The following is a 17,779-nucleotide window of genomic DNA, read 5'->3' on the forward strand; positions in this document are numbered from 1 at the left end:
TTTCAAAAGGAGGTTAACGACTTGCGTGTAGATCCGAATACTTTGGAACTGACTGAAAGAGTTGTAAATATTAATCGCGTAGCTAAAGTAGTAAAAGGCGGACGCCGTTTCAGCTTTAGCGCACTGGTTGTAGTCGGCGACGGCAACGGCTGGGTTGGAGCTGGTATCGGTAAAGCGGGCGAAGTACCTGATGCAATTCGCAAAGGTATTGAAGACGCTAAGAAAAACCTTGTACACGTTCCACTCGTAGGAACATCGATTCCTCACTTGGTAACAGGTAAGTTCGGCGCAGGACGCGTGCTGTTGAAACCAGCATCTGAAGGTACTGGTGTTATCGCTGGTGGTCCTGTACGTGCGGTTCTCGAACTTGCTGGTGTAGGTGACATTTTGACAAAATCTCTGGGTTCTTCGAATTCCATGAACATGGTCAATGCGACTTTGGAAGGTTTGTCCCGTTTGAAGCGTGCTGAAGACGTGGCTAAACTGCGCGGAAAATCCGTCGAAGAGCTTCTGGGTTAAGGAGGGAATTCTCATGGCTAAATTAGAAATTACCCTCGTCCGCAGCTTGATCGGACGTCCGGAGACGCAAAGAACAACTGTGAAAACATTGGGTTTGCGCAAAATCAATAGCAAAGTGGTACAAAACGATAATCCTGCCATCCGTGGTATGATTAACAAAGTAAGCCACTTGGTTGCTGTTAAAGAAGTAGAAGCTTAAAAACGGGTTAATCCCACAAATCTTTAAGGAGGTGCAACGAACGATGAAGTTACATGAGCTTTCACCATCTCCTGGATCCCGCAAAGAACGTAAACGTCTTGGTCGCGGTCCAAGTAGTGGTACAGGTAAAACATCAGGTCGCGGTCACAAAGGACAAAACGCTCGTTCTGGCGGTGGAGTACGTCCAGGCTTCGAAGGTGGACAAAATCCATTGTATCGTCGCTTGCCAAAACGTGGTTTTGTAAACCCAACTCGCAAAGAATATGCAGTTGTGAATACTGAAGACCTGAACAGTTTTGCTGCGGGTACTGAAGTAACTCCAGAATTCTTGATGACGAACGGCGTAGTTAAAAACGCTAAATCCGGAATCAAAATCCTGGGTAACGGTGATGTCACTGTGAAGCTGACTGTTAAAGCTAACAAGTTTTCTCAATCTGCTATTGAGAAAATTGAAGCTGCCGGCGGTACAACTGAGGTGATTTAATGTTCAAGACCCTAAAGAATATCTGGCGGGTTGAAGATCTGCGCAAAAGGGTATTATTTACCCTTTTTGTACTGATCATTTACCGCATCGGCTCCTTTGTTCCCGTACCGGGAGTTAACAAAGATGTGTTCGAAGCGACAAATTCTGCGGGTAAAGAAGTTTTTGGACTTCTCAATACGTTCTCGGGTGGAGCGCTCTTCCAGTTCTCGATATTTGCGCTCGGGATCGTGCCTTACATCACTGCGTCTATCATAGTGCAGCTGCTTTCCATGGACGTTATTCCTAAATTAGCGGAGTGGGCAAAGCAGGGTGAACAAGGTAAGAAGAAATCTGCACAACTGACCCGTTATTTAACGGTAGGTCTGGCATTGATTCAAGCGTTTGGTACGTCGATCGGATTCAACCGCTTGTACAATACAGAAATGGTGCCTAACGCAACATTTGCAGATTATATCTTGATCGCAATTGTACTTACGGCCGGTACTTCATTCCTAATGTGGCTTGGTGAGCAGATCACCGAGAAGGGCATAGGAAACGGGATTTCGATTTTGATCTTTGCGGGTATCCTATCAACGGTACCTAATATTATCAAACAAACGATCGAATCCGACTTCATCCAAGCTGATCAACTGTTCATGAACATTCTTAAAGGGGTAATCGTCGCAATTGTTATTGTGCTGATTATCATAGGTGTCATTTACATCCAGCAGGCGATTCGGAAAATTCCTGTACAGTACGCTAAACGTGTCGTAGGTAACAAAATGTACGGTGGACAGAACACACATATCCCGCTGAAGATTAATGCAGCAGGTGTTATCCCTGTCATCTTTGCTTCATCTCTGTTGATGTTCCCATCGATCATCGCAAACTTCTGGGCTGATCGTACGTGGGCACAGTGGATCGGAGCCAATCTCACTACTCACAAACCTCTGGGTATGTTACTCTATGTAGTGATGATTTTCGGGTTCACATTCTTCTATACTTTTGTACAGATGAATCCACAGCAGATGGCTGACAACATGAAAAAGAACGGCGGTTACATCCCAGGCATTCGTCCGGGTAAAGCAACCGAGAAATATCTGACCCGTGTCATGACTCGTTTGACAACGGCAGGTGCCATCTTCTTGGCAGTAATTTCCGTTCTGCCTGTAATCTTGGGGGCACTTTCTGGTTTGCCTCAATCAGCGCAAATTGGAGGAACTTCTCTCCTGATCGTTATCGGTGTTGCGCTGGATACGATGAAGCAAATCGAAAGCCAATTGATCAAACGCCACTACAAAGGTTTTATCAATAAATAGGCAATAGGTACCGGTCAAGCTAAGATTTACTTGCCGGCACCTATTGTGCTGTTTGTTGATGTAGGGTAGTCTTGGAGGGAGTGACATAACGTGAACATCCTATTCATGGGCCCTCCGGGGGCAGGAAAAGGAACGCAAGCAGACGTCATTGTGAAAGAGTTCGGTATTCCCCACATTTCAACAGGCGATGCATTTCGTCTGGCGATTAAGCAGGGAACTCCCATTGGCCTGAAAGCCAAGGAATATATGGATCAAGGATTGCTCGTACCAGATGATGTAACCATCGGCATTGTTGAAGAACGTTTGCAGCAGCCTGATTGCAGAGAAGGATTCCTCTTGGATGGATTTCCAAGAACCCTGTCTCAAGCAGAAGCGCTCGATGGCATTCTGGATCGACTGAACTCAGGTCTCGATCATGTAATCAACCTGAAAGTGGACCGCAACAAATTGCTCGCCCGTTTGACGGGTCGTCGTATTTGTAAGAACTGTGGCGCCACATATCATGTCGTGTTCAATCCGCCCAAGCAGGAAGGTATTTGTGATAAATGCGGCGGTGACTTGTACCAGCGCTCTGATGATAATGAAGAGAGCGTAGGCACACGTCTCGACGAATATATCAACAAAACAGCACCACTCCTCACATTTTATGAGAACAAAGGCCTTCTTCGTCAAATGGACGGAGAGCAGGATATCGATGAAGTTTCTCATGAAATCGTGTCCCTGCTGCGAGGTTAATTGAATGATCATTGGTAAGTCCGAAACGGAACTGGGCTTGATGAGGGAAGCAGGGAGAATTGTTGCGGAAACGCATCGTCTCTTGGCAGAGCATATCGCTCCCGGTATTACGACTGGAGAACTTGACCATATGGCCGATCAATACATCCGCAGTCAAGGAGCTGTGCCGTCTTTCAAAGGTTATAACGGTTTCCCTGCCAGTGTGTGCGCTTCAGTGAATGAAGAGTTGGTGCATGGATTTCCCGGCAAACGAAAGTTGAACGAGGGCGATATCGTTACGTTTGACATTGGCGCGCAGTACCAGGGTTATCACGGAGATTCCGCCTGGACTTATCCAGTCGGCCGTATTTCCGAAGAAGCCCGTCGTCTTCTGGACGTTACCGAGGCTTCGTTATACGCAGGTCTGGCGCTGGTAAAACCGGACGTTCGCTTGTTTACAATATCTCATGCGATTCAGAAATATATTGAAGATGAAGGGTTCTCGGTAGTACGTGAATATGTCGGTCACGGTATAGGAGCGGATCTGCACGAAGAACCACAGATTCCGAACTATGGTCTTCCTGATCGGGGACCACGGCTTAAAGCGGGCATGGTGCTGGCCATTGAGCCGATGGTTAACGCAGGTAGACGGTATGTGAAAACGTTGGAAGATAACTGGACTGTCGTCACTGTTGATGGATCGTTATGCGCCCACTTTGAACACACCGTAGCAGTTACACATGAAGGCATGGAAATTTTCACAAAACTGAATGCGTAGGTGATAAGGCATGAACAATCAGTCTAATCCGCAGCTCGGTCAACTTGTGAAGATCCGTAAAGGCCGCAATGCGGACCAAGCCGCAGTAATTGTTGCTATAGCGGACAGTAAGTTCGTATATATTGCGGATGGGGACAAACGTAAGTTTGATCAACCCAAGAAGAAGAATATTCTTCATCTTGAACTCCAGCCGATGATTAGTAGCGAGGTTGTAAACAGTTTAAACGAGAGTGGTCGGGTGACAAACGGAAAGCTCCGCTATGCGGTTCATTCGTTTCTGGAATCCACCAACATTCAAGCTGAAGAGAAAGGAGACTGACTAATGGCCAAGGAAGATGTCATTGAAGTGGAAGGTACGGTTCTCGAGCCGCTACCGAATGCAACGTTCAAGGTTGAGCTTGAGAACGGTCATCAAATTCTCGCTCACGTTTCCGGCAAGTTGCGGATGCACTTTATTCGTATCCTGACTGGAGACAAAGTAGTTGTTCAGTTATCACCTTATGATTTGACAAAAGGTCGTATAACTTACCGTAAATAGTAGTAGACAGTTGCAATGAACTGTGAAGCTTATGAAGCGGGTTTTGCCCGGCAAAACTTGCGAAAGCTTCGAAGCCGGTTTTACAATGGTAAAACAAGGTCAATGCTTACGAAGAGGGTTTTGCTTAGCAAAACTTTGAGGAGGTAATTCACATGAAGGTAAGACCTTCGGTCAAGCCGATTTGCGAAAAATGCAAAGTCATTCGCCGCAAAGGGAATGTTATGGTTATCTGTGAAAATCCGAAACACAAACAAAAACAAGGTTAAAGAAGGGGGTGTAGCGTAAAATGGCACGTATAGCTGGTGTGGATTTGCCACGTGATAAGCGCGTTGAGATCGCCTTGACTTATATTTTCGGAATCGGTAAAACGACTTCCCAGAAAATTCTGAGCACAACAGGCATCAATCGGGACACTCGTGTCCGTGATTTGACGGAAGATGAAGTCAGCAAATTGCGTGAAAGTATCGACAAAGAGGTCAAAGTAGAAGGTGACCTGCGTCGTGAAATCTCTTTGAATATTAAACGTTTGACGGAGATCGGTTGTTACCGTGGAGTTCGTCATCGTCGTGGTCTGCCTGTTCGTGGACAACGTACGAAAACGAATGCTCGTACTCGTAAAGGTCCTCGTCGTACTGTAGCGAACAAGAAGAAATAATAAGGGGGGATAAGAGAAAATGGCTAAACCGAAAAAAGTCGTACGTACTAAACGTCGTGACCGTAAGAATATTGAATCTGGCGTGGCGCATATCCGTTCCACTTTCAATAACACTATCGTTACTATTACGGATCCTCACGGAAATGCAATTTCGTGGGCAAGCTCCGGCGGCCTCGGATTCAGAGGTTCCCGTAAATCGACTCCGTTTGCTGCACAAATGGCTGCTGAGACTGCTGCCAAAGCTGCAATGGAACATGGGATGAAAGCCGTTGAGGTTATGGTTAAAGGACCAGGCGCAGGCCGTGAAGCAGCGATCCGCTCTTTGCAAGCTGCAGGTCTTGAAGTTAACCTGATCAAAGACGTAACTCCAGTCCCGCATAACGGATGCCGTCCTCCAAAACGTCGTCGTGTCTAATGAGATTTGCCCCTGCGTGTGGTATATTTCCGGCACAATCTGCTAATAATGGTTGTTTAGGCATACTACTACATGTTTTCGCAAGAGAAGGTAAATGTTTCATAGAGGACCGACGTTTTGAAGGAGGGGTATTGCAGTGATTGAAATCGAAAAGCCGAAAATTGAGACGGTAGACGTCAACGATGATGGCACCTATGGGAAATTCGTAGTAGAACCGCTTGAGCGCGGATACGGTACGACGCTTGGAAACTCGCTTCGCCGAATCTTGCTCTCGTCACTGCCGGGTGCGGCAGTGTCTTCGGTTCAAATCGATGGCGTTCTGCATGAATTTGCTACAGTTCCTGGCGTAATGGAAGATGTTACGGAGGTCATTCTTAACCTGAAAGCTTTGTCGCTTAAAATTCATTCTGATGAGGAGAAAGTGCTCGAGATTGATGCTGAAGGCGAAGGGGCAATTACGGCTGGAGATATCCGTGCTGACTCCGATGTGGAAATCCTTAACCCGGATTTGCACATTGCTACACTAGGACCAGGTTCGAGACTTCACATGCGTATTTTTGCCAATCGCGGTCGCGGCTACGTCCAGGCAGATCGGAATAAACGCGATGACCAGCCGATCGGCGTCATCCCAGTCGATTCCATCTTCACCCCGATCAGCCGCGTTAACTACGCTGTGGAAAATACGCGTGTCGGCCAAGTAACCAACTATGACAAGCTCACGTTGGAAGTTTGGACTGACGGAAGTATTCGTCCTGAAGAGGCTGTAAGCCTTGGCGCTAAAATTTTGACCGAGCATCTGATGCTCTTCGTGGGTCTTACAGACGAAGCGAAAGATGCAGAGATTATGGTCGAAAAAGAAGAAGACAAAAAAGAAAAAGTACTCGAAATGACGATCGAAGAGCTGGATCTCTCTGTTCGTTCCTACAACTGCCTCAAACGTGCCGGTATTAACACCGTACAAGAGCTGACTACGAAAACAGAAGAAGACATGATGAAAGTCCGTAACCTCGGACGCAAGTCTTTGGAAGAAGTTCAAGAGAAGCTTGAGGAACTTGGTTTGGGACTCCGTACAGAAGAATAGACAGCCGAGTGCTTGAAGTGAAGGAGGGAAAACAATGGCATACCAAAAGTTGGGCCGTAATTCCAGCGCACGTAAAGCTTTGTTCCGTGACCTGGTAACCGACCTGTTCTTATACGAACGCATTCAGACAACTGAAGCGAAAGCAAAAGAGGTTCGCTCTATTGCTGAAAAACTGATCACTAAAGCGAAAAAGGGAGATCTTCATGCCCGTCGCCAAGTGGCAGCTTATGTTCGCCGCGAAACAATCGATGGTGAGCAAGATGCAATCCAAAAACTGTTTAGCGAATTGTCCGGTCGTTACGCTGAGCGTCCAGGTGGATACACTCGTATCCTGAAACTGGGACCTCGTCGTGGTGACGCTGCGCCTATGGTTTACTTGGAACTGGTTGACCGCGCGTAAAACAGATGAGATGAGGAAAGGGGACAGAATCACTGATTCTGGATTAACCCTTTTTTTCTCTTCATTTCGGAATTCGTGCTGTAATAGAAGCTCCGAAAGGGGCTTCTTTTGCTGTTCGGGATAGGCACATGTATAGTATGGAACAAAGGTGTGGTATTGATGCGCAACTTGTGTATGACGTTAACTTATGATGGCACTGCCTATTACGGCTTTCAGGTTCAACCAGGAGGGAATACCATTCAGGACCATCTTGAAGATGCCATTCGTGCTTTAACCGGTGAGAAGGTTAAAATTACGGGTTCAGGCAGAACGGATGCTGGCGTTCACGCACGCAGACAGATCTTCAATTTCCCTACGGAATCCCAGATCCCGATTGAACGATGGTGTATGGCGCTCAACTCCAGATTACCATCCGATATTATCGTTATTGATGCGGTTGAAGTACCAAACGATTTTCATTCTCGCTATGCTGCGAAAAAGAAAACGTATCGGTATACCGTCAATGCGAATCAATTCCCGGATGTATTTAACCGGAGGCTGCAGTATCATCACCATGCCAAGCTGGACATTGCGGCAATGCAGGAGGGGTTGCGTCATTTTATTGGTACGTATGATTTCACCTCCTTTGCTTCACGCAAGTCTCAGAAAGAAAATCATGTACGTTCGGTATACGAAGCATGGATAGAAGTGGACCGTTCAATGTGTAGGGACCATCCGCGCGATCAGGGTGTCATTCACATCTATGTGAGTGGTAACGGCTTTTTGCAGCATATGGTTCGTATTATTGTAGGTACACTGCTGGAGGTCGGAGAGGGCAAACGGAAAGCCTCTGACGTACCGAATATGATTGCTGCTTGTAATCGTTCTGCTGCAGGACCTACTGCGGTTAGCTGCGGTTTAATGCTCTGGGACCTTGAATACAAAAAAGATTAAATTTGCGAAGTGAAATGCTTAATTAACACTTGCGATTTAAGCTCCTATCATGTAATATAAAAGTTGTGTTTTCTTAATGGCTTTCCCACAGCCCCAATTAAGAGGGTCACAACGAAAGAACTATCCATCAACACCTAAAGTTATCACTTAATGAATGAAGATAAATGAATATAATGATGTTGAACATTTTAAGGAGGAACTTTTCATGCGTACCACGTACATGGCGAAGCCTAACGAAGTTGAGCGCCAATGGCACATCATTGATGCCGAAGGCAAAACGCTCGGACGTTTGGCGAGCGAAGCAGCTGCTTTGATCCGCGGCAAACATAAGCCACAATTCACTCCACATGTGGACACTGGCGATTTCGTTGTTATCATCAATGCAGAGAAAATTGTATTGACTGGTAAAAAAATGCAAGGTAAAAAATACTACCGTCACTCGATGCACCCAGGTGGTTTGAAAGTAACTACTGCTGAAGAGATGGTTAAAAACAAACCGGAACGTATGTTGGAATTGGCTGTTCGCGGTATGCTTCCTAAAACTCGCATGGGCGAGAAAATGAAGTTGAGACTTAAAGCGTACAGAGGCACTGAGCATCCACATGCAGCACAAAAACCAGAAGTTTATGAACTTCGCGGTTAATTAAAAGGAGGACAGTTTCATGGCACAAGTACAATACTATGGGACAGGTCGTCGTAAACATTCGGTAGCTCGTGTTCGCCTTGTACCGGGTGAAGGACGCATTGTCATCAATAAACGTGATATTAATGAATACTTCGGTTTGGAAACACTCAAACTGATCGTAAAACAACCACTGAACCTGACAGAAACACTCAGCAACTATGATGTTCTTGTTATCGCTCATGGTGGCGGAATCTCTGGTCAAGCCGGCGCAATCCGTCATGGTATCTCCCGCGCTCTGTTGAAAGCAGATCCGGAATACCGTGCTTCCCTGAAAAAAGCAGGATTCCTGACTCGTGACCCACGGATGAAAGAGCGTAAAAAATACGGTCTCAAAGCCGCACGTCGCGCACCTCAGTTCTCCAAACGTTAATATGCATTACAAGCCTTTGGCCTCGGTCAAAGGCTTTTTTGTATTCTACAGACCAATAGATATATTAAATGCTCTTTACTTCAGAAGATGCACCAAAGTAGCTTCAGGTTCCTTTGTAACGGTTAAAGTTTTTTCCTCCAGAGAATACTCCAGTAAATGCGACCCACCTATAACCATTAATCAAATTTGCAGTTTTAGAACTTCATAATGGTTATAATCATTCATTTTTCATTCTCAAATTTCATCAGTTTTTCTTATGGTTTTGATAAAGGTCACTTACTATTGAAGAATAGAAATCCCGCATTTATCTCATTATTAAATCCTTCTCGTTCTTCTATATTCGTTTGAATTTATAGAGTTATTCTATACTTCGTTTTATCAAATGTGCACCATAAACCCAGTAGTGGCAAAGGATTTCAATGATGAGGAGATAAGGATAAGGTGAAAATCGATGATGCTACACATGGATGATTTTATCCACAAATCAATTAAATGCATAATGAACACCAAATTATATTCAAAATGAACAACAAAAAAATGGGCCAAAACTGATGTATTTTACCATATGGCAGGCATTGACATCCCCCATGAAAGATTTATACTATACATAATTCATATTAGATTAGTCGGCTTTAGTGAATGTTGAAATGCAGAATGGGGGAAATGCAGACATGAACTTGTTGGAGAAAGAAGAACTTGCACGGACGAAGGCTGAAGAATTGGAAAACGCAAGTCCAGAGGATATTATTCGTTATGCTATTGAGACGTTTCCAAATATCACTTTTGCATGCAGCTTCGGTGCAGAGGATGTTGTACTTGTAGATATGCTTCAGAAGATCAGCCCATCCACGGATATATTTTATTTAGATACTGATTTTCATTTTAAGGAGACTTACGAAACTCGTGACAAAATGAAGGAGAAATACAATCTAGATTTTGTACGTGTGGCTCCGAAAATTACTCCTGAGGAGCAGGCAGCTCAACATGGGGAACAATTGTGGAAGTCGGATCCCAATGCTTGTTGTAATATTCGGAAGGTTGAGCCGCTGACACGTATTCTATCTCAGTACGATGCATGGATTACCGGTATTCGGAGAGATCAAGCACCGACGCGTGCGAATTCCAAGAAGGTCGAATATGATGCTAAGTTTGGACTTATGAAGTTCAACCCGATTGCCCACTGGACTACAGAGGATGTATGGGATTATATTCGTGCTAATAATGTCGTGTACAATCCGCTACATGATCAAAATTACCCGAGTATCGGTTGTGAGTATTGCACACGTCAAGTTATGCCTGGAGAAGATCCACGTGCGGGACGCTGGTCTGGGAACGAAAAAACGGAATGTGGTCTTCATAAATAATTTATTCAGAATAAGTGATGGATTTTATAATGCACTAGATTCATTCTTGATGATATAAAAAATGGTGAAACAGGGAGCTGACAAGATGACTTCGATTCTGCCTCATGGAGGTACGCTGATACAGCGTGTCGTACAAGGAGAAGAACGGGAACAATTATTACGAGAGAGTGAGAAACTGTCCTCTTTACGTATTAACAGCTGGACAATTTCGGATTTGGATCTCATTGGTGTGGGTGCATTCTCACCGCTTCAAGGTTTTATGAATGAAGAAGACTATCTTTCGGTTATATCTCGTATGCGTCTTGCTGACGGAACAGTCTGGAGTATCCCCATTACCTTAGCTGTAGATGAACAGCAGGCTGCATCGATCCAGATCGGTGAGACTGTGGCACTTGTTGGCGATAATGACGGAGTAACCTATGGATTGCTGGAAGTGAAGAGCTTATATAAAGTAGATCAGGGTGAAGAAGCACGTCGTGTCTTCAAGACGGATGATCCAGAGCACCCGGGTGTGAAGAAATTGCTGGAACGACCTGCAACGTATGTAGGAGGTCCAATTCAAGTGCTGAATCGTCCCAAACCGGCCAAGTTCGAACAGTTCTATTATGATCCTGCTGAGACACGGAAAACGTTCCAGGATAAGGGCTGGAAGACGGTTGTTGGTTTCCAGACGCGTAATCCGGTCCATCGTGCCCATGAGTACATTCAGAAGAGTGCAATGGAGATTGTGGACGCCCTGTTCTTAAACCCGCTTGTAGGCGAAACGAAGTCTGATGACGTGCCTGCAGATGTAAGAATGAAGAGTTATCTTGTTTTGCTGGAGAACTATTATCCGGCTGATCGTGCGTTTCTAGGCGTATTTCCGGCGGCAATGCGGTATGCTGGTCCAAGAGAGGCCATTTTTCACGCGATGGTACGTAAAAATTATGGTTGTACTCACTTTATTGTAGGCCGCGACCATGCAGGTGTGGGTGACTACTACGGAACATATGAAGCGCAGGAGATCTTTACTAACTTCACACCGGAAGAACTCGGTATCACACCTTTGTTCTTTGAACATAGTTTTTTCTGCACCAAATGTGGCAACATGGCATCAAGCAAAACCTGCCCGCATGATAAAGAACACCACATGGCTCTGTCCGGCACGAAAGTACGTGGCTTGCTAAGAGATGGCCAATGCCCTCCACCTGAATTTACGCGCCCTGAGGTTGCTGAGGTGCTGATTGAAGGAATGGCAGAGCAAGTCCGCTCCTAACGGTATATTTGTCCATCTTGTCCCATATAGATGATTAGAGTCATTTATAGGGACGAGGTGGTTTTTTTATGCGTAAAAATATGGGGAAGCACTTTGTGATCTGGATTAGGTTACGCACCATGAAGAGGATCATGTTAAGCCTTTGTTTGCTTGCGATGTTTGTGGCGGTGGTGACGTATGAGTTGCCCTCCTCCAAAATGTCCGGTTACTGGGGGCTGCCATTAGCGGGAAAAGTTATAGCCATTGATGCAGGACATGGTGGGCCAGATGGGGGAGCAGTGAGTAAGCAGGGAGTCATTGAGAAAGATATCAATTTATCCATTGCGCTATACGTACGAGATTATCTGCAGCAAGCAGGAGCCTTGGTTGTGATGACCCGTGAAATAGACACCGATCTGGCTGCTACAGATACTAAGGGTTACTCCAAACGCAAGACGGAAGACCTGAAACAAAGAGTAAGAAGAATCGAGGATAAACAGGCAGACCTCTTTATCAGCATTCATATGAATAGTGTACCTTCGAACCGCTGGAGTGGCGCTCAAGTTTTTTATACACCCAATCATCCCGATAATGAAGGATTAGCCAATCTGCTTCAGCAAGAAATGATTCGTAATCTGGAAAATACAGATCGAATCGCGAAAACGGTGAATACCGTTTATTTGCTCCAGGCGTTAAAAATTCCCTCGGCACTGGTGGAGGTCGGTTTCCTTTCTCACCCGGAAGAGGCGCGTCTGCTTGCAGATGAAACCTATCAGCGCAAAGTGGCTGCATCCATCTACAACGGGATTCTCCGTTATTCGTCAGGAGAACGTCCTAAAAGTTAGTCACAATGAGAAAGGTAATGATATAATTGGATCAGCATACCTAATTACATGCCAATAGATAAAGCTGAGGTGCTGTCTGATGTTATCAAAAGAACAGATACTTGAACTATTACAGCCGTTGCAGGAACCGCAATTGGGCGTAAGTTTGACTGAACTGCAGTGGGTCCGTGATGTCATGGTTAAAGAAAATCATGTTGCTCTTACTATGGTGACGCTGGAGAACCGCACAGAGGTTACAACTGCTCTAAGCGATGCCGCGCGCAACCTGTTGTCCCAACACGGAGTGAGTGATGTACATATTCGTCTGCGTGCAGCGTCAGAGCATGAGCGTGAGAGCCTTAACATAGGACAAGCGGATCATGAGGAAGACCAGGACGAAGTGCTTGTCAAAGGCCATGCAGCAGGGCTGGACGGACATGAGTTGTTAAGTCCTGAATCCGGCGTGCGTTTTATTGCTGTTGCTAGTGGTAAAGGCGGCGTCGGCAAATCGACGGTAACCGTTAATTTGGCTGCGGCTCTGGCACGTCAAGGCAAGAAGGTTGGCTTGATTGATGCAGATATATATGGCTTCAGTGTACCTGACATGATGGGTATTGAGGAATATCCAGTCGTTGAGGACGGGGTTATCCAACCCGTTGAGCGTTTCGGCGTAAAAGTGATGTCGATGGGATTCTTTATTCGGGAGAATAACCCGGTGATCTGGCGTGGACCTATGTTGGGCCGGATGTTGCGCCAATTCTTTACCGATGTAAACTGGGGAGAGTTGGATTATATGCTGCTTGATCTGCCTCCGGGTACGGGGGACGTCGCACTAGATGTACATCAGATGCTGCCTCATAGCAAAGAAATCATCGTTACAACACCGCATGCAACCGCTGCTTTTGTAGCTGCACGTGCAGGTGCCATGGCCATTCAGACGGAACATGAGCTGCTTGGTGTCGTAGAGAACATGGCTTATTATGAATGCAGCAAATGCGGAGAGAAAGATTATGTATTTGGCCGAGGTGGTGGTGGGACTCTTGCCGAGAGTCTTCATACAGAGCTGCTTGCGCAGATCCCACTAGGAGCGCCGGATAATCATATTTCGGAGCCGGATTTTTCTCCATCCGTGTATAAAGCAGATTCAAGCATCGGCGCGATCTACGACGAGGTTGCCCAGTCTGTTGATGCCAAGTTTTAAATTTTCTAATAAAGTAAAATATATAAAAAGGCCCACATCCATGGATGCGGGCTTTTTTCAACAAGTGATATCTTTTAACTTTAAAGTATTATCGACTTACGATCCTCCATTACTTCCGTCGCCACTACTGTTACCATCACTACTACCATCACCACTTCCGCCATCTCCGCCATCTCCACTATCTTTGCTTTGGTCCTCCTGTTTGCCGCCTTGCTCTGTTTTGGGTTGCAACTCATCCTGAACTACCTTTTTAAGCAAAGTTAGTACTTCCATCCGGAATAAAGGATTTTGCATGACTTCCTGCATAACGGTCATCGTTTGTTTACGATATTCCGGCGTTTTGGTCATATCCATGAACATCTTGGATACTTCCGGGGATTTCATGACGTCCCCGATGGATTTTTGATACGTTGGATCTTTGATTAACTGCATATGCAGTTGTTTGCTTTGGGAATTAACCACTTTGGCGAATTCACCTGCAAACTGTGGATCCGTCATAATTTTCTCGAATTCCTTCTGGTATTCAGGAGCCGTGATGGTATCTTTTACAGCAATACGTATTTGTTCTGAAGATTGCATAGGCATTAACATTTTCATACCCACTGTACCAGATCCACCACCTGAAGCTCCGCTTTGCCCAGAAGCGCCACCTTCACCACCACCAGAAGAGCTTTGTCCGGTGAGAGCTTCTTCGACCGCCTTTTTGCCTTCGTCACTTTTGAGAATATCCACGACCATCGTTTTCATCTCTTTATAACCGCCCTGAGGAGGCGAATAATTCTGATCTGAGCCACAGCCGGCGAGCATGACGGATAGTCCAAGTACGACACAGCATAACTGCCACAAAGGCCGTTTCATATGCACAACCCCTCCTTGAATAGATACTGGATGTAGTATGTGATGGGAAACCGCTAAATATGTTGAATGATGATGGTTTTTTGCTGTGAAGGTTGGTAAAATAAAGTCTCGGGGGTGGAAAACATTTGAATTTACGTAAATGGTTTTTCCTATTTTGGACAGCTTTGCTTATTGGGGCTGCAGGATCATTAGTGACGGGCCTAATTATGATGTTGGTTAATGGAGAAAAAACGAATGGAATGACCGATTTTTTATTTTATCTCCTGATCTTGTTTGGTTCCGGTATTATGATTAGCGTGTATTCGCAAATGGGTTTTTTCGCATACTTGATATTGAACTATATGGGCAAAGGTGTATTTTCGAAACGCAGTTGGCAAATTGTACAGATTGTTCTAACCGTGTTGGCATTACTTGATGTCATGTTTTTACGTTTGTTTGTTGGTGGGGAACGAGAACGGCTATCCGATATTGTGCTTGGAGTCATTATTTTGGCAGCTGGAATTGTTACCGCTTACGTAAAAGTGAAACAGACACATATTTCGGCGTTGGTACCTACACTCTTTTTCATGGTGGCTGTTACCGTGGTGGAGACGATCGGTGTCTTACGAATTGATGTGAATGCGGCTACCATCTTTATTGTGGTTCCACTGTTAATCTGTAATGCATACCAAATGCTGATATTGCACAGGCTGGTAGATGGGTCCATGGAGCAGCGGGTGAGTGGAAAGACCGAGGTACAAGAAAGTCATGCGTAGCGATTATTTTGAAAAATAACGTCAAAAAGAGCTAACCTGGTTAGCTCTTTTCATTTATGGCGCTTTAGCGCCTTTTTCAGGACGTGGGGATGTTCGGAAGGCAAGTATACAGTTTGCATCAGCAATACTGTTTTAATTAGCGTTTACTGTGCACTGGCTTGGTCGCGAACTTCCGTACCTTTGACACTTGAATGGTTAAGTAGCTCAGAAACCGTCACGAACTCATATCCTTGATTTTTTAACTTGTCGATTATTACAGGTAATGCTTCATGCGTTTGTTTCGAGGAATCACTGGCGTGCAGCAGCACAATGTCACCCGGATGCGCCTTGCTAACAACACGATCAACAATGGTCTGTACACCGGGGTTCTTCCAATCCTGCGAATCGGTGTCCCATTGGACTACTTGATAATTCAAACTGCTGGCAACTTGGAGAACACGTTTGTCAAAGTCGCCATTGGGTAGGCGTAGCAATTTCGGTTCTTTTCCCGTTAAATCGGTTAAAATGCTATGAGCTGTCGAAATTTCCTTGCGGATTTCCTCTTCAGTCAGACTGCTGTAATTATCATGCTTGTGACCATGACTGCCGATTTCGTATCCTGCGTCTTTGATAGCTGTTACAATCTCGGGGTGTGTCTTACTCCAGGGGGAGGACAAGAAGAACGTTGCCTTCTGTACTTTATTGTCTTGGAGGACCTTCAGAATAGGCTCTGTCCTTTTATCTCCCCAGCTAATGTCAAAGGTGAGTGCAATAACCTTCTTCTCGGTTGGAACGCTGTATACGGCGGATGGTGCATCCTCCGAGAATACAGAAATATTGCCGCTCTCCAGATAAATAATCCCGATAGCAAAGACGGCAGCAACCAGCACAATCAGGAAACGTTTGATCTTTTTGCCGCTAAATACATAGAACGAGTTCATTTCAATAAGCGCCCCTCTCCCATAAGAAATGCTTGTTTACTCTCCAATGTATGCTCGTACCTCGCAGTTATTCGTATTAGACGTTTGTTTGTCCAACATCTTGGTTTCACAGGAGGAAATAATGTTAAAATTCAGTACATTTCTTAGAGCTTTAGGTTCCATTCGTGGTGCATTAATATGGTCGATCGTATTGTTTGTTATCGGAATAGGCACGGGATGGGTGAGTACAGGAACACTTGAGGATATATTGTTGAATCAAATCGGGGGACTAAGGGAGGTTAGTGAGCGGCTGGAGCAGGGGGATAATGTACAATGGAACTTCTTCCTCTTTATCTTTTTTAATAATGCCATCAAAAGTGTACTTGTGATCTATGCTGGTATCTTCTTTGGCATTCTGCCTGTCGTTTTCCTGTTGATCAATGGCATGGTTATCGGTTTTCTGGTACACACCACAATGAACTATGGGGCCAGCTTCTTTGATATTGTTGTGAAAGGACTTCTTCCACATGGCATTATTGAAATTCCGGTAATTATTATCGCATGCGCATTTGGTCTAAGGTTTGGTGGATTGGTTCTCAAAAGTCTTGGTCAATTTAGCGGGGAGAAACGAAATACGATTGGCAGCCAGTGGAGTGCGTTTATGCGCACAACGGTAACTGCATCCTTCTGGATAGTTATTTTGCTTTTTGTTGCAGCGATTATCGAAAGTACACTTACCTACAGCCTAGTGCGAGGATAAATTTGTATGGGATGACATTCATAAATTTTCAGAAAGTTGACCATAACAATAAAACGGGTTTCAGTAGCAACCACAAAAGGAGAAACAAAGATGATCCTAGGTTTGCTACTAGAACCGGCGCTGTCCGATATATAGCCTGAATTAAAGGGGCTCGAATATGAGATACAATGGGACACGCCATTATCCATATGCAGAAAAAGGAGAACTCTAATGCTGGGTATGCTGTTTAACGAGAAGGAATGCAAGGAACTGGATTATGTACTGCGCAAAGAGCTCGATGAAATGTTGTTCGACTTAAGTGACAACCGTCTCGATCAAGAAATTAAATACGCCATAGCGAGTCGCTACAAGACTGTGTTCCGTATGTATGCACGCTTCGCGCCACCCAAAGAGCTATCCAAATATGCTAGAGGTGGCAAACTAAAAAAATCCAAGCCGTAATGATGTGGTCAGTGGGATGCTGAAGTTCACCAATATAAGAGAGGTGCGGCCCGTAACGCCAGCGCTGTACCTCAGACACCATGAATCAGGAATAGGTAGTATAGGCGGCTTTGAAAATGGATATGAAACAATTTGTCGAAAAAGGGTTGACCTTTTTTGTTCAATATGATAAATTAATTTTCGTTCCTTTTTTAAGGAAAAGTTAACCGAAACAAGCGCTGGAATAAAGTGATTGAAAGTAAATCGAAAAAAAGTGCTTGCAAAGTAAACTTAAACATGATATATTATAAAAGTCGCCGCTGAAAATACGGTGACGAAGAAAACCGAAACAAATTGAATGTTTGATCTTTGAAAACTGAACAACGAGTGAGTAA

General features: G+C 44.9%; 25 protein-coding genes. 23 read left to right on the forward strand and 2 right to left on the reverse strand.

What is annotated here, in order from left to right; genetic code table 11:
• Positions 1 to 21 precede the first annotated feature (21 nt).
• The 20 genes from rpsE (at position 22) to G3352_RS13080 (ending at position 13,692) form a co-directional block, all read left to right on the forward strand.
• Positions 22 to 519 carry a 30S ribosomal protein S5 gene (rpsE, locus tag G3352_RS12985; protein WP_017692091.1) on the forward strand — a complete coding sequence of 166 codons (498 nt, stop codon included), beginning with the start codon at positions 22 to 24 and terminating at the stop codon, positions 517 to 519.
• Between the two features lie 13 nt (positions 520 to 532).
• On the forward strand, positions 533 to 718 hold the full coding sequence (gene rpmD, locus G3352_RS12990; protein ID WP_017692092.1) for a 50S ribosomal protein L30: 186 nt from the start codon (positions 533 to 535) through the stop codon (positions 716 to 718).
• Between the two features lie 43 nt (positions 719 to 761).
• Positions 762 to 1,202 carry a 50S ribosomal protein L15 gene (gene rplO / locus G3352_RS12995; protein ID WP_062836188.1) on the forward strand — a complete coding sequence of 147 codons (441 nt, stop codon included), beginning with the start codon at positions 762 to 764 and terminating at the stop codon, positions 1,200 to 1,202.
• Complete coding sequence (gene secY / locus G3352_RS13000; RefSeq protein ID WP_063567428.1) at positions 1,202 to 2,500, forward strand: preprotein translocase subunit SecY; 1,299 nt, start codon at positions 1,202 to 1,204, stop codon at positions 2,498 to 2,500. Before rplO ends, secY begins: the two co-directional genes overlap by 1 nt.
• A gap of 90 nt (positions 2,501 to 2,590) precedes the next feature.
• Entirely contained in the window at positions 2,591 to 3,235 is a 645-nt protein-coding gene (locus G3352_RS13005) for an adenylate kinase (RefSeq protein WP_163757051.1), read from the forward strand.
• A gap of 4 nt (positions 3,236 to 3,239) precedes the next feature.
• Positions 3,240 to 3,992, forward strand: coding sequence for a type I methionyl aminopeptidase (gene map / locus G3352_RS13010; protein WP_053779202.1), 753 nt, complete (start codon positions 3,240 to 3,242; stop codon positions 3,990 to 3,992).
• A gap of 10 nt (positions 3,993 to 4,002) precedes the next feature.
• On the forward strand, positions 4,003 to 4,311 hold the full coding sequence (locus G3352_RS13015) for a KOW domain-containing RNA-binding protein (protein WP_024633568.1): 309 nt from the start codon (positions 4,003 to 4,005) through the stop codon (positions 4,309 to 4,311).
• 3 nt (positions 4,312 to 4,314) lie between these two features.
• Complete coding sequence (gene infA / locus G3352_RS13020) at positions 4,315 to 4,530, forward strand: translation initiation factor IF-1 (protein WP_017692098.1); 216 nt, start codon at positions 4,315 to 4,317, stop codon at positions 4,528 to 4,530.
• 152 nt (positions 4,531 to 4,682) lie between these two features.
• On the forward strand, positions 4,683 to 4,796 hold the full coding sequence (gene rpmJ, locus G3352_RS13025; RefSeq protein ID WP_003333770.1) for a 50S ribosomal protein L36: 114 nt from the start codon (positions 4,683 to 4,685) through the stop codon (positions 4,794 to 4,796).
• Positions 4,797 to 4,816: 20 nt separating this feature from the next.
• Complete coding sequence (gene rpsM, locus G3352_RS13030; protein WP_053779200.1) at positions 4,817 to 5,185, forward strand: 30S ribosomal protein S13; 369 nt, start codon at positions 4,817 to 4,819, stop codon at positions 5,183 to 5,185.
• 19 nt (positions 5,186 to 5,204) lie between these two features.
• Positions 5,205 to 5,600: a 30S ribosomal protein S11 gene (rpsK, locus tag G3352_RS13035; protein ID WP_017692100.1), complete on the forward strand. Its 396-nt coding sequence runs from the start codon at positions 5,205 to 5,207 to the stop codon at positions 5,598 to 5,600.
• Positions 5,601 to 5,736: 136 nt separating this feature from the next.
• Positions 5,737 to 6,681 (forward strand): DNA-directed RNA polymerase subunit alpha, encoded by a 945-nt coding sequence (locus G3352_RS13040; protein WP_017692101.1) that lies wholly within the window; start codon positions 5,737 to 5,739, stop codon positions 6,679 to 6,681.
• A gap of 34 nt (positions 6,682 to 6,715) precedes the next feature.
• A complete protein-coding gene (rplQ, locus tag G3352_RS13045; RefSeq protein WP_017692102.1) occupies positions 6,716 to 7,081 on the forward strand; it encodes a 50S ribosomal protein L17 in 366 nt (121 codons plus the stop codon).
• Between the two features lie 159 nt (positions 7,082 to 7,240).
• On the forward strand, positions 7,241 to 8,014 hold the full coding sequence (truA, locus tag G3352_RS13050; RefSeq protein WP_076292172.1) for a tRNA pseudouridine(38-40) synthase TruA: 774 nt from the start codon (positions 7,241 to 7,243) through the stop codon (positions 8,012 to 8,014).
• A gap of 205 nt (positions 8,015 to 8,219) precedes the next feature.
• Complete coding sequence (gene rplM, locus G3352_RS13055) at positions 8,220 to 8,657, forward strand: 50S ribosomal protein L13 (RefSeq protein WP_024633564.1); 438 nt, start codon at positions 8,220 to 8,222, stop codon at positions 8,655 to 8,657.
• 19 nt (positions 8,658 to 8,676) lie between these two features.
• Entirely contained in the window at positions 8,677 to 9,069 is a 393-nt protein-coding gene (rpsI, locus tag G3352_RS13060) for a 30S ribosomal protein S9 (RefSeq protein ID WP_024633563.1), read from the forward strand.
• A 671-nt stretch (positions 9,070 to 9,740) separates the two neighbouring features.
• A complete protein-coding gene (locus tag G3352_RS13065) occupies positions 9,741 to 10,433 on the forward strand; it encodes a phosphoadenylyl-sulfate reductase (protein ID WP_163757053.1) in 693 nt (230 codons plus the stop codon).
• Between the two features lie 85 nt (positions 10,434 to 10,518).
• The gene (gene sat, locus G3352_RS13070; protein ID WP_163757055.1) at positions 10,519 to 11,688 is read left to right on the forward strand and encodes a sulfate adenylyltransferase; all 1,170 of its coding nucleotides are present in this window, start codon (positions 10,519 to 10,521) and stop codon (positions 11,686 to 11,688) included.
• 68 nt (positions 11,689 to 11,756) lie between these two features.
• Positions 11,757 to 12,512: an N-acetylmuramoyl-L-alanine amidase CwlD gene (gene cwlD, locus G3352_RS13075; protein WP_163757057.1), complete on the forward strand. Its 756-nt coding sequence runs from the start codon at positions 11,757 to 11,759 to the stop codon at positions 12,510 to 12,512.
• Between the two features lie 79 nt (positions 12,513 to 12,591).
• On the forward strand, positions 12,592 to 13,692 hold the full coding sequence (locus G3352_RS13080) for an Mrp/NBP35 family ATP-binding protein (protein WP_163757059.1): 1,101 nt from the start codon (positions 12,592 to 12,594) through the stop codon (positions 13,690 to 13,692).
• 96 nt (positions 13,693 to 13,788) lie between these two features.
• Here G3352_RS13080 and gerD read toward each other — a convergent pair whose 3' ends face one another.
• The gene (gene gerD / locus G3352_RS13085; protein ID WP_163757061.1) at positions 13,789 to 14,550 is read right to left on the reverse strand and encodes a spore germination lipoprotein GerD; all 762 of its coding nucleotides are present in this window, start codon (positions 14,548 to 14,550) and stop codon (positions 13,789 to 13,791) included.
• 125 nt (positions 14,551 to 14,675) lie between these two features.
• On the opposite strand from gerD, the gene G3352_RS13090 reads away from it, so the two are divergent.
• On the forward strand, positions 14,676 to 15,305 hold the full coding sequence (locus G3352_RS13090) for a KinB-signaling pathway activation protein (RefSeq protein WP_163757063.1): 630 nt from the start codon (positions 14,676 to 14,678) through the stop codon (positions 15,303 to 15,305).
• 143 nt (positions 15,306 to 15,448) lie between these two features.
• On the opposite strand, the gene pdaB is transcribed toward G3352_RS13090, so the two are convergent.
• A complete protein-coding gene (gene pdaB / locus G3352_RS13095) occupies positions 15,449 to 16,225 on the reverse strand; it encodes a polysaccharide deacetylase family sporulation protein PdaB (RefSeq protein ID WP_076292179.1) in 777 nt (258 codons plus the stop codon).
• A gap of 121 nt (positions 16,226 to 16,346) precedes the next feature.
• On the opposite strand from pdaB, the gene G3352_RS13100 reads away from it, so the two are divergent.
• Both G3352_RS13100 and G3352_RS13105 read left to right on the forward strand, forming a co-directional pair.
• Positions 16,347 to 16,964, forward strand: coding sequence for a stage II sporulation protein M (locus G3352_RS13100; protein WP_163757065.1), 618 nt, complete (start codon positions 16,347 to 16,349; stop codon positions 16,962 to 16,964).
• 210 nt (positions 16,965 to 17,174) lie between these two features.
• Entirely contained in the window at positions 17,175 to 17,405 is a 231-nt protein-coding gene (locus G3352_RS13105) for a hypothetical protein (RefSeq protein WP_017692114.1), read from the forward strand.
• Positions 17,406 to 17,779 lie beyond the last annotated feature (374 nt).

It is taken from the genome of Paenibacillus sp. ALJ109b (genome assembly GCF_010747435.1).
In the GTDB taxonomy this organism is placed as follows: domain Bacteria; phylum Bacillota; class Bacilli; order Paenibacillales; family Paenibacillaceae; genus Paenibacillus; species Paenibacillus taichungensis.